This window comes from Aerococcus urinae (assembly GCF_001543175.1).
GTDB lineage: Bacteria > Bacillota > Bacilli > Lactobacillales > Aerococcaceae > Aerococcus > Aerococcus urinae.
In genome coordinates this window covers 219,300-230,666 of record NZ_CP014161.1, presented here as the reverse complement: position 1 = coordinate 230,666, position 11,367 = coordinate 219,300, and the positions used below count along the sequence as shown (strand labels likewise).

The 11,367-nt window shown below is 41.8% G+C and carries 10 protein-coding genes; 5 read left to right on the top strand and 5 right to left on the bottom strand.

Annotated elements, in window-relative coordinates; all coding sequences use genetic code 11:
- The first annotated feature begins 88 nt into the window (after positions 1-88).
- Complete coding sequence (locus AWM73_RS01030; protein ID WP_060777676.1) at positions 89-736, top strand: YigZ family protein; 648 nt, start codon at positions 89-91, stop codon at positions 734-736.
- A gap of 127 nt (positions 737-863) precedes the next feature.
- Here the strand turns inward: AWM73_RS01030 and AWM73_RS01025 are convergent, their stop codons facing one another.
- Entirely contained in the window at positions 864-1,490 is a 627-nt protein-coding gene (locus tag AWM73_RS01025; RefSeq protein ID WP_060777675.1) for a bifunctional 4-hydroxy-2-oxoglutarate aldolase/2-dehydro-3-deoxy-phosphogluconate aldolase, read from the bottom strand.
- Positions 1,491-1,951: 461 nt separating this feature from the next.
- Between AWM73_RS01025 and AWM73_RS01020 the strand changes: the two genes are divergently transcribed.
- On the top strand, positions 1,952-2,581 hold the full coding sequence (locus AWM73_RS01020; protein ID WP_060777674.1) for a deoxynucleoside kinase: 630 nt from the start codon (positions 1,952-1,954) through the stop codon (positions 2,579-2,581).
- Between the two features lie 16 nt (positions 2,582-2,597).
- Positions 2,598-3,350: a nicotinamide riboside transporter PnuC gene (gene pnuC, locus AWM73_RS01015; RefSeq protein ID WP_060777673.1), complete on the top strand. Its 753-nt coding sequence runs from the start codon at positions 2,598-2,600 to the stop codon at positions 3,348-3,350.
- Positions 3,351-3,501: 151 nt separating this feature from the next.
- Here the strand turns inward: pnuC and AWM73_RS01010 are convergent, their stop codons facing one another.
- Together AWM73_RS01010 and proS are read right to left on the bottom strand one after the other, a co-directional pair.
- Complete coding sequence (locus AWM73_RS01010) at positions 3,502-5,784, bottom strand: glycogen/starch/alpha-glucan phosphorylase (RefSeq protein ID WP_060777672.1); 2,283 nt, start codon at positions 5,782-5,784, stop codon at positions 3,502-3,504.
- Positions 5,785-6,073: 289 nt separating this feature from the next.
- On the bottom strand, positions 6,074-7,528 hold the full coding sequence (gene proS / locus AWM73_RS01005; RefSeq protein WP_060777671.1) for a proline--tRNA ligase: 1,455 nt from the start codon (positions 7,526-7,528) through the stop codon (positions 6,074-6,076).
- A 598-nt stretch (positions 7,529-8,126) separates the two neighbouring features.
- Here proS and AWM73_RS01000 point away from each other — a divergent pair.
- Positions 8,127-9,122: a substrate-binding domain-containing protein gene (locus AWM73_RS01000; RefSeq protein ID WP_060777670.1), complete on the top strand. Its 996-nt coding sequence runs from the start codon at positions 8,127-8,129 to the stop codon at positions 9,120-9,122.
- Between the two features lie 34 nt (positions 9,123-9,156).
- On the top strand, positions 9,157-9,681 hold the full coding sequence (locus AWM73_RS00995) for an acyl-CoA thioesterase (RefSeq protein WP_060777669.1): 525 nt from the start codon (positions 9,157-9,159) through the stop codon (positions 9,679-9,681).
- An 88-nt stretch (positions 9,682-9,769) separates the two neighbouring features.
- On the opposite strand, the gene AWM73_RS00990 is transcribed toward AWM73_RS00995, so the two are convergent.
- Together AWM73_RS00990 and AWM73_RS00985 are read right to left on the bottom strand one after the other, a co-directional pair.
- Positions 9,770-10,915 carry a mannitol-1-phosphate 5-dehydrogenase gene (locus AWM73_RS00990; protein ID WP_060777668.1) on the bottom strand — a complete coding sequence of 382 codons (1,146 nt, stop codon included), beginning with the start codon at positions 10,913-10,915 and terminating at the stop codon, positions 9,770-9,772.
- On the bottom strand, positions 10,915-11,358 hold the full coding sequence (locus tag AWM73_RS00985) for a PTS sugar transporter subunit IIA (protein ID WP_013669286.1): 444 nt from the start codon (positions 11,356-11,358) through the stop codon (positions 10,915-10,917). The genes AWM73_RS00990 and AWM73_RS00985 overlap by 1 nt, the downstream gene beginning before the upstream one ends.
- Between the last annotated feature and the right edge of the window lie 9 nt (positions 11,359-11,367).

Here is an 11,367-nt window from a genome sequence, read left to right as displayed (position 1 = left end):
AAGTCGACGAATAAAAGGAGACTTTTGAGTTTTATCCTGGCTTTAGTTACAATTAAGAGAAAATAAACAGAAACGAGCTGAACCATCAATGATTGAGTACCGTACCATTAAAAGTGCTGGTGAACATGAAATAGAAATCAAAAAGTCACGCTTTATTTGTCGGATTCAGCGTGCCTACACTAAGGAAGAAGCCGACGCCTTTGTCGAAGAGGTGAGAAAAGAACATTACAAGGCCACCCATAACTGTGTCGCCTATCAAATCGGAGAGCGTAATGAAATCCAAAGGGCTCTCGATGATGGTGAACCCAGTGGCACGGCTGGAGTTCCCATGCTGGAAGTCCTAAAAAATATGGATTTAAAAAACGTTGCCTGTGTGGTTACCCGGTATTTTGGGGGCACCAAATTGGGAGCTGGTGGTCTAGTCCGAGCTTATAGCAGCGCTGTTTCCGAAGCCGTCCACCAGATTGGTGTGGTTGAACGCCGCTTGCAAACCCAAGTCGATGTGACCATCGATTATTCCCTCAACGGCAGCATGGCCTACTGGGTGGAAAACTCCCCCTACTCTCTCCTAGACACCACCTACTTGGAAAAAGTGACCTATCACTTAGGCGTTCCGATCCAAGAAGTGGGCAAACTCCAAGAAGAGCTCACTAACCTCACTGCTGCCCAAGCCAGTTTTCAGATTGGTCAAGAAGTCTATGTGGATGTGCCTGTCCCAGTTGATTCTGATCAATAAAAAATAAGCCTGATCTTACCCCATGGGGTGAAATCAGGCTTATTTTCTGTCAATTTTTATCAGGCTAATAAAATCTTCCTTCAGAAAACACCCAGCCATTAAAAGCTGAGTGTTTCCTCCAATATGTTTAGTGAAGCTGCTTCTGTAAATCAGCTAATTTGTCTGAAGCGGTCTGACCTTCATCCTTTAAGATCTCTTTTTCAGACAAGATAAAAGACCCACCCACTGCCAATACGGAATCATTGGCTAAATAGTCGGTGAAGTTATCACTATTGACCCCGCCAGTTGGAATGAATTGAATATCAAAGAAAGGCCCCGCTAAAGACTTAATCGCTGACTGGCCCCCATAGACGTTGGCTGGGAAGAATTTCACCACGTCAAGGCCTAAATCCATGGCTTGCATGATTTCACTTGGAGTAACTGCTCCCGGAAAGACAGGAATATCTTGTTTTAAACAATAATCGACCACTTCAACCGATAAACCAGGACTTACAATAAATTGCGCGCCATGGTCAACGGCGTCCTTGGCGGTATCCAAGTCACGGACTGTTCCTGCTCCCACAACTAATTTGCCCCTATCCGACAATTGCTGGATGGCTTGAGAAGCCAGGTCACTGCGGTAGGTCACTTCGATAAAGGATAAGTTATTTTCGCTTAAAACCGCCTCAGCTAAGGCTACCGAGCCTAAGTCATTGACCGTGTATAAGGGTAAGAGTTGCTCTTTACCCAATCGTTCTTTAAACGTTTCTGTCATATCTAAAGTCCTCCACTCATTAAAATTACGCTGCTTATTATTATTCAGTCTAACACGATTACCAGGATTTGCTATAAAAAAAGCCAAGGACTGCTTTTTATTTCCTTGAAAACAAAAAAGCCCTTACAGGTTTTGGGTAAGCATTGTAAGGGACTCACAAGCCTATTATATCAGTCTGTTAACGCTTTCGCAAGCGATTTCATCATATTACCAATCTTTTTAGAAGCTTTATAAAGAAGGTCTCAAAGTATTAAAGCTTAATTAAATTTTAAAAATAATTAGGTCAAGTTATGCAGGCAGTCTCAAGCTTAGTCAAATAGGTCAAAGATCGCGGAAAAATTTCTTCCTTGGCCTTCTCAATATCCTATGATAGAATACTTTTCGGATACAAGATATAGTGTTTATGCTTATTTTTATAAGAAATCAGCACAATATATAGTTAGAGAGTAGGGATTACAATAGTGATAGTTTTCGCTGGAACCATCGGCGCAGGGAAATCGACCTATGCCGGAAAATTAGCTGAATATTTAGGCACAAAAGTATTTTACGAACCTGTCGAGGAAAACCCCATCCTTGATAAATATTACCAAGACCCCAAGAAATATGCCTTTTCCTTACAGATTTACTTTTTAAACCAACGCTTTAAAAATATTAAGGCAGCCTTTTTCGATAATAATAACGTTTTAGACCGTAGTATTTACGAAGATGAGCTTTTCACCTATTTGAACGTCTTAAACGGAAATATCTCTGAAGAAGAGTTTGGCATCTACCGTGACTTACTAGCCAACATGATGGAAGAATTAGACAGCCTACCTAAAAAGGCCCCTGACCTCTTAGTCTTTTTAGATAGTTCCTTAGACAACGCTGTCAAAAACATTAAAAAACGGGGCCGGGTCTATGAACAACCAAGTTCTGAAAATGGCCTTTACGATTATTACCGTCAACTCCACAGCCACTATGGTCAATGGTATGCAGACTATGACCAATCACCTAAAATGCGGCTAAATGTGGATAATTATGACATCCACCGCCCCCAAGATGCTCAAATCATTTTTGATAGCATTGGCACTTACTTAGACAAAATTCAATAGGAAAACGAGGAAAGATATGCAAGAACAAAACAAAGCCACTAAGACCCTGTCCTTAAAAGAATGTATTCACCGCGCCTTAAAGCCACTCAACAAAGTAGAATTAGCCATCATCGCTTTTGGTTTTATCGTCTCTTTGGGATTTAATTTATATGGAATTATTACTAGTTTAACCAGTCAAGAATTTGACCTTAACATCCTTATGTCTCTGGGGATGAGTATCTTTGGCTTTTTAGGCACTTGGACCTTAGCCATCCAATGGCAACCCACTTTTATTGTCAACGGGATTCAAAACATCTTCGGGATTGCCGCTGCCGCTATTCTAGGAATTTACGGGGATATGTTTTCATCCATTTACTATCTCATCACCGAATTTGTCGGCCACTTCAGCTGGGCTAAACGTCGTGACGAAAATGGTGACCTCCATGTTGACCAATACTTTAATTTAAAAATAATTTGCCAAGCGGTCTTTTTCTGGACCATTGGTTTGGGGGCCTTCTCCTATGTATTGGGTGGTCAACAAATTGTCTTAGATGCCATCACTAACGGGATTTCCTTTACCGCCCAACAACGTCAAGTGACTGGTCACAAGGACGGCTACTATCTCTGGTTAATTAACGATATCCTTTCCGTGATTCTTTGGTTACAAGCAGGCAACCTGATCGTTGGTTTCTCCTACCTGGGGATGTTAGCTCAAGGGATTGCCGGTTTAATTATCTGGTCTAAAGGAAAGAGCTCTGCCTTAGAATACGAAAGCGAATGTATCGACTAAAGGAATTGTCGCTTCCATCTTCAACAACACAATAAATAAAAAAGTGCAGCAAGCACAAAAGGATCGCTGAGAAGTTCTAATCGCTCCTACTTCTCAAGCAAAGTCCTTAGTCTTGCTGCATTTTTTGTTTCACTTATGTCTTTTTTATAGTTTATTCAGGATCAGCCACTTCTAAGTGCCAAATACCCTCATTATATTCCAAAATCGTCCGGTCACTGGAGAAGTAGCCCGCTTCTGAAATATTGACTAGAACCTTATCCAACCAAGCCTCTTGGTCCTCATAGTCTTGGTACACCTTATCTTTGAGGGCAATATATTCTTCCAGGTCAATCATGGCCATGAAGTAATCCTTGCTCTTGATATCTTCATAGAGACGCCGTAATTGGCTCTCATGGCCTAGGCGAATCATGTCTGAACTCACAATAAAGTCAACCAGGGGCTTAATGGCGGGACGATTATAGTAATCTTGGGGGTTATAGGCGTTATTGGCATAGAGATCAATAATCTCATCACTGGATTTACCAAAGGTGTAGATGTTGTCTTCCCCTACCCGCTCAGCAATTTCCACATTCGCCCCATCCAAGGTACAAATGGTTAAGGCACCATTGAGCATAAATTTCATATTCCCCGTCCCACTGGCTTCTTTTGAAGCCAAGGAGATTTGTTCAGAAATATCAGCCGCAGGGATGAGGTATTCTGCTTCCGTGACATTATAGTTGGACACAAACTCAACCTGTAAATAAGGTGCTACTTCAGGATCTTCCTTAATCAGAGCTGACAAGGTGAGAATTAAGTGAATAATATCTTGGGCAATGGTATAGGCTGGAGCGGCCTTGCCCCCAAAAAGAATGGTGATTGGGGTTTGCGGCCGGTTGCCATTCTTGATATCAAAATATTTGTAAATAATATAAAGGGCCAGCATTTGTTGGCGTTTATACTCATGGATCCGTTTAATTTGAACATCAATAATCGAATCTGGCTTAATCTCGATCCGTTTACTTACCCTTAAATGTTCCGCTAAACGTTCTTTATTGGCCTGCTTAATTTGGGCTAATTGATTAATGAACTCCTTATTGTCCTTTTCTTTACTTAAACCGCTAAGATCGGAGATTCCTTGATGCCATTGGTCGCCAATGCTTTGGTCAATTAAATGAGCCAAACGGGGATTGGCAGCCATAATCCAACGTCTAAAGGTGATCCCATTAGTCTTATTGGAGAATTTTTCTGGGTAAATATCTGCAAAGGCCTTGAGCTCACTATTCACCAAGATCTGCGAATGTAAGCGGGCCACACCATTAGTCGAAAAGCCAAAGTGGATGGCAATGCTGGCCATATGGACCGTGTTCGAGCCATCGATAATCTCAACCGCATGATTATCGGGAAAGTCTTCCTTAATCATACGGTCCAAGCGGCAAATAATATTAGCAATTTCTGGTTGAACGGCTTCAATATCTGTCAGTGGCCATTTTTCCAAGGCCTCACTTAAAATCGTATGGTTAGTAAAGGCTACCACCTGACGGACAACTGCCACCGCTTCTTCAAAAGTAAAGTCATGGTCTTCAGTTAAGAGTCGGATTAATTCAGGAATGATGAAGCTAGGGTGGGTATCATTAATCTGAATGACCGCGTAGTCAGCTAAATCATGAAGGTTAGACCCTCGATCCAAAGCTTCACGAATAATCAATTGAGCAGCGTTAGACACCATAAAGTATTGTTGATAGATCCTTAGCATCCGCCCGGCATGGTCAGAGTCATCAGGATAGAGAAAAAGGGTCAAGTTTTCAGGAATATTTTTCTTATCAAATTGGATGGTTCCCCATTGGATTAAATCAGAATTCACCGTGTCCAGATCAAATAAGCGTAGGCGGTTACGTTCTCCTCTTTTAAAGCCAATAATATCAATTTCATATAAGGTGGAAGAGACCGGCCCATTTTTAAAGGGAACGGTGAAAGTAGTCTCGGTGCGGTTTAACCAAGTTCTCCCCCCTAACCAGTCATCAGGTTTGGCCGTTTGCTGGTTATTATCAAAAAACTGACGGAAAAGACCAAAGTGGTAATTTAAACCGATTCCGTCCCCGTTCATGCCTAAGCTGGCAATAGAATCTAAGAAGCAAGAAGCCAAGCGTCCCAACCCCCCATTACCGAGTGAAGGTTCTTTTTCTGCTTGTTCCACTTCCGTTAGGGACCGGCCGTGAGCTTGTAATTCTTCTTCAACTTGGTCATAGATCCCTAAGTTTAAGAGATTATTGACCAGTAATTTACCAATCAAGAATTCTGCCGATACATAATAAAGTTTTTTCTTACTGTGATTAGTGGCTAAGCCTTTGCTTTTATCTTTGATTAAATCGAGTAATAAATAATAAAGTTCCTGGTCACTAATATCTTCTATGGACTTATGAAATTGATTTTTTGCCATAGCTGCCATTGTATTCATAGGTGGATCCTTTCTCGTACTTGGATAATAACAACTAAAAAGTTGTATCCACTTTAAAAAAATTAAGTAATATACTATTAAAATAGCTGATTTCATCTCATTGAGCAAGCGTTTTCTATTTTCCCCTGAGATAAAAACAAGTTTTTATCATTTAGCATATAAAAAATAAGGCGACTTAAGAGTCAGCAAACTTTATTATTGTAGGAATAAAAAAGAGGGCGCACTGCCCTCTTTTTGTGCTTATCGCACTCTCTTCAAATGTGCTCGCTGACGCACTTGTCACACTCTTCTAATAAGCGCGGGCGAACCAAACGGTGTGTTTTGCGGGTTTGCCGCTAACCAGGTCGACGGTTTTTTCTACTGCTGGTTCAAAGGGAATATTCCGAGTAGTGAAGCCGGTTTCTTCTTTGACCTTGGCTTCTGTTTCTTCCGTGCCATCCCAGCCAGCAAGGACCCAGCCTGGGTATTCACCCTTTTCTTCACAAGACTTGATATGTGCCTTTAATTGGTCTAGGGTGTCGATGTCGAAATGTTCATGGTCATGACGGAATTGATCTGCCTTGTCATAGAGACGTTTTTGCATGGTTTCCATTTCAGTGGCAACCTTGTCGAGTAAGTCATCTAAGTTAACCGCTTCTTTGTCCTCTAAGTCACGCATTTTAATCATGCATTGGCCATTTTCCATATCCCGTGGACCAAATTCAATACGCAGTGGGACCCCTTTCACTTCAGCTTCATTGTATTTGTAACCCGCTGAATTATTGGAATCATCTAAATAGGTTGAATAGCCGGCTGCTTGTAGGTCCTTTTCAATGGCTTCTAGTCGAGTAAGGACTTCAGGGTTCTTCTTCACATTGCCAACGGGAATCAAGGCAATTTGAACAGGCGCCATTTTCGGTGGGAAGACGACCCCCTTCTCATCACCATGGGCCATAATCATGGTCCCAATCAAGCGGGTTGATACGCCCCAAGAACTGGTGTGGGCATAGACGTGTTGGTTTTCGGTATTAAGATACTTAATATCAAAGGCTTCCGCAAAGTTGGTCCCTAAGTAGTGAGAAGTCCCTGCTTGAACAGATTTGGTGTCCTTTACCATGGCTTCAATAGAATAGGTATCCACCCCGCCAGCAAATTTTTCCGAAGGGGTTTTTTGACCAGCGTAGACGGGTAAGGCTAATAAGTCTTCGACGGTTTCTTGATAAACCTTAAGGAAGTGCATGGTCCGTTCCCGAGCTTCCTTTTCACTAGCGTAAGCACAGTGGCCTTCTTGCCAGAGGAATTCAGAGGTTCTTAAAAATGGCAGGGTCCGTTTCTCCCAGCGGAAGACATTGGCCCATTGGTTAAGTTCCATAGGCAAGTCACGGTAAGAGTTAATCCAGTCAGACATAGCATTGCCAAAGAGGGTTTCTGAGGTAGGACGAAGGGCAACGGGTTCCTCTAATTCTTCGTCACCCGCCCGAGTTACCCAGGGTAATTCAGGGGCAAAGCCCTCAACATGGTCAGCTTCTTTCTTGAAGAAGGATTCGGGAATTAACATGGGGAAGTAGCAATTTTTTACTCCGGATGCTTTAAATTTCTTATCAAATTCGGTCTTAATTTTTTCCCATAAGGCGTAGCCATTAGGCTTAAAGACCATGGTTCCACGAACAGGACCATAGGCGAATAAATCTGCCTTTTGAATACTTTGTAAATACCATTTGGAAAAATCATTTTCTTGTGAATGACTTGTTGTTTCTTTTGCCATTGTAATCTCCTTTTTCACTTTATCCGATAAAAAAAGCGAGTCCACCATCCCCTAAAAGGACGACATGACTCGCGGTACCACCTTTATTAAGCTTTTGCTTATCTCATTGGACGATAAGGGTGTCTCCCCTGCAAATGCTTGCACTTGCTAAGTTTTACTTAGTATCTTAGTAGGTTCAATTGTGAGCGGGGTAGTTTTTTCAGCAGCCAAACTCTCTCTCGACCCTTCAACAATTTACTAGTCTAAACTATCTTTCATTGTGGCCGACTTAAGGTCTTTTGTCAATAGGGAAAAGCTCATCACTTAGAGAAATACTGTCAAGAATGTTTTTTTGCTACAAAAACTTTTCCTGTTTATCGTTTTATGCTAAAATTTTGAAATTAATATTTTATATATAATGAAATAAATAGGTATTTTCTTATACAGCCAGCAAGGGCTCAAGAGCTTTTAAGCGGAATAAGCTATGATAACTTTTAAGGAAAGATTTTATTTTTTATGAAAGTTAATGAAAACGTGATATAATAAATGAGTAAACGGTTGCAAAAGAAAAACACCTTTGCTATATTAAGTCAGTAAATTTTTTCGAAGGAGTTTTATTATGGAGAAACAAAACGTGACAATCTATGATGTCGCCCACCAAGCAGGGGTATCCATGGCCACAGTTTCACGTGTCGTTAACGGAAATCCTAATGTGCGCCCGAAGACTAGAGAAAAAGTCATGAAAGTGATTAAAGAATTAAATTACCATCCTAACGTCATTGCCCGCGGTTTAGCCAGCAAGCGGACCCGCTATATCGGGGTACTCTTGCCAGACATTACTAACCCTTATTACAGTTCTCTGGCTTTGGGGATCGATGATATTGCTAATATGTACGAATACAATATTATTTTAGCTAATGCTGACCCTAAGCATGACGCTGCTGGAGTGGAAAGTTTAATTATGAAGCAAGTCGACGGCATTATCTTTATCGGGAATAGCATTTCCCAAGAAGCCCGGCAAAAAATTTCCGCCGCTGGTCGTCCTTGTGTCTTCACTGATTTAATCGATCCTGAAGCAACCATGCCTACGATTAATATAGACGTGGAAGATGCCTACTACCAAGTCACTAAAGATTTCTTAGCTAAGGGTAAGAAACGGATCGCCTTAGTTGGTAGTGACCAAGGCTTCAAGGTGAGCCAAAGCCGGCAATTACAAGGTTATGAAAAGGCCTTAACAGAAGCTGGACATGCAGTCAATGAAGACTTATTAATTGCGGCAAAGTCACCTTCATATGACTCAGGCTATGCCCTTTACGAGACTTTCACGGAAATAGAAGCGGATGCTGCTATCGCTACCGATGATACCATCGCCATTGGCTTACTCAATGCCCTATTGGATAATGGCGTTAAGGTCCCTGAAGAGGTCGAAATCATGGCTTCAGATAATTCTTCAATTGTCAACATGTCACGTCCGGAACTCTCCTCAATTGCTCCACCAATTTATGATATTGGTGCTGTTGCCATGCGGGCCTTGACCAAGTTAATGGAAAATGAAACGCTTGACACTGACCTGAAGCTTCCTTACCAAATCATTAAGGGAGGAACCACCAGTTAATCAAGCGGCTTAATTTAGAAAGTAGGATGTCACTATGGAAAACGAAACAAAGGATTTAATCCTTAATTGTAAAGACACACTAGTTGTCCATGAAATGTTAATTTTACCTGCCCATACTAACCCCGCTGGGAACCTCTATGGGGGGGAGTTACTCTATTTAATCGACAATGTGGCTAGTCTCGCTGCCCATAAGGCTACCCGCTGTTCTGGGGTAACGGCCTCCTTGGACAATATGAACTTCATCAGCCCCTTTAAATTAGGGGAAATTGTCCGCATCGAGTGTTATGTCACTGGGACCGGTCATCGCAGCTTGGAAGTCTTTGTCAAAGTGATTGGTGAAAATTATCAGGAAAACCGTAAATTCATTGGCGCAACCTCTTTCTTAACCTTTGTCGCTACACCAAAAGATGACGAAGATTTTACCATGCCCAAAATTCAACCAGAAACCGACGAAGAACGTTACATCTGTGCTGGTTATGGGTCCCGTCGTAAGATCCGCCAAGAACAAAGGAAAGAAGATCAAATCATCCAAGAGAAAATGAAACACCATTTCCATTAAGCACAAGCGGCTTAATCTTTTAAAATTGTTCAAAAAAAGAGGTCAGAATTTCTTCCTGACCTCTTTTTCTTTGAAGTTTTTGTAGACATTATTTAGCGGCTTCAACTGCGGCTTTAATTTCATGAATTAAATCCGCATCATCCAAGCCAGTGACATCTTGGATGACTTCTTCTAAACTTTGCTTTTGTAATTTTTCTTGTAAGGCTACACTTTGGTCATCTTGGGGATTATCAAAGTTAAAGGCTAGGCCAACCACTGTTAGCAAGGCGCTATAATCTAAGCCCCGTTCCTTTAATTCACGAATTGGACGGATAAAGCGTTCATTATAACCCAACTTACGGATTGGCGTCCGGCCCACCCGGTTGACTTGGTCAACAATCATTGGGTTTTGGAAACGTTCAACAATTTTTTCCCGGTAAGCGGCCATATCCGCTTCCTTAAAGTTCCACTTGGCAATTAACAAGCTGCTGGTTTCTTTAAGGACTGCTTTCAAACGTTCTAAGATGGTGCCATCTTCTAAGGCTTGGCCAATGGTTTGATAGCCCTTAGCTGCTCCAGAATAAGCCACAGAAGCATGGCCGGTATTGACCGAGAATAACTTCCGTTCAATGTAAGGTTCCAAGTTATCCACATAAAGAACCCCGTCTAAGCGAATGTTCTTAGCTTTGGAGTGGGTTTGGTCAACCACCCATTCTTTGAAGGGTTCTACACTAACAAAGAGGGCATCCTCATGGTGTTGCTCAGGAACAATCCGGTCGACAGCTGCATTGGGAAAACCAACATAGCGGTCAATATAGTCTTGATCTTGGTCGGTTAGGTATTTATCGACTTCTTGGTGTAAGAAATCGGTCCCTCCAATCATGTTTTCACAAGCGATGACATCAATAGGTTCACTCACCCCAGCTTGGCGACGCGCTTGTAAGCCTTGGGCAATTAATTCAGCAATATAGGGAAGAATATTAGGCCCAATCGCGGTGGTAATAATATTTGCTTCTTGAATGGCTTGAACCACGGCTTCAGGATTTTTTCCATTATTAATGGCTTTCACACCAGAAATATCAATTTTTTCTTCTCCCGGTGCCGCATAGCCAATTTGGTAGGATCCCCGTTCGTTCAAGGCATCCACAATTGTTTCATTCACATCCACAAAATCAACGGTAAAACCATTGGCGACTAATACTTCACCAATAAAACCACGTCCGATATTCCCCGCACCAAAATGTACAGCTTTCATTAAACTTCTGCCTCCTCAAAAATAGCAATAATTTCTTGGGCACTTGTTGCATTGACTAAGCGTACAACACTGTCCATATCTGAACATACAACTGCAATCTTGGATAAAAGATCCAAGTGTTCATTGCCAATCCCCGCAATACCAAAAACCATCATAGCCATTTTTTCTTCTGGCTCATCGGGGGCAAAATCAACCCCGAATGGCACTTGGATCACCGAAATTCCAGTTGCTTTTACCTTATCTTTACCTTCATCGGTGCCATGGGGAATAGCAATGAAATTCCCCATGTGGGTCGAAACCACTTCTTCACGGGCTAACATGGAATCAATGTATTCTTCTTCCACATCGCCGTCATCAACGAGCAATTGCCCGGCTGCACGAATGGCATCTTCTTTATTAATAAAGGATTGATTCAAACGAATCATCGATTCTTTTAATTCCATTTCCTCACT

Coding starts and splice junctions, on each gene's coding strand:
- AWM73_RS00985 (WP_013669286.1), bottom strand. CDS start 11,358: ATGGAATTAAAAGAATCGATGATTCGTTTGAATCAATCCTTTATTAAT.
- AWM73_RS01025 (WP_060777675.1), bottom strand. CDS start 1,490: ATGACAGAAACGTTTAAAGAACGATTGGGTAAAGAGCAACTCTTACCC.
- AWM73_RS00990 (WP_060777668.1), bottom strand. CDS start 10,915: ATGAAAGCTGTACATTTTGGTGCGGGGAATATCGGACGTGGTTTTATT.
- AWM73_RS01000 (WP_060777670.1), top strand. CDS start 8,127: ATGGAGAAACAAAACGTGACAATCTATGATGTCGCCCACCAAGCAGGG.
- AWM73_RS01030 (WP_060777676.1), top strand. CDS start 89: ATGATTGAGTACCGTACCATTAAAAGTGCTGGTGAACATGAAATAGAA.
- pnuC (WP_060777673.1), top strand. CDS start 2,598: ATGCAAGAACAAAACAAAGCCACTAAGACCCTGTCCTTAAAAGAATGT.
- proS (WP_060777671.1), bottom strand. CDS start 7,528: ATGGCAAAAGAAACAACAAGTCATTCACAAGAAAATGATTTTTCCAAA.
- AWM73_RS00995 (WP_060777669.1), top strand. CDS start 9,157: ATGGAAAACGAAACAAAGGATTTAATCCTTAATTGTAAAGACACACTA.
- AWM73_RS01010 (WP_060777672.1), bottom strand. CDS start 5,784: ATGAATACAATGGCAGCTATGGCAAAAAATCAATTTCATAAGTCCATA.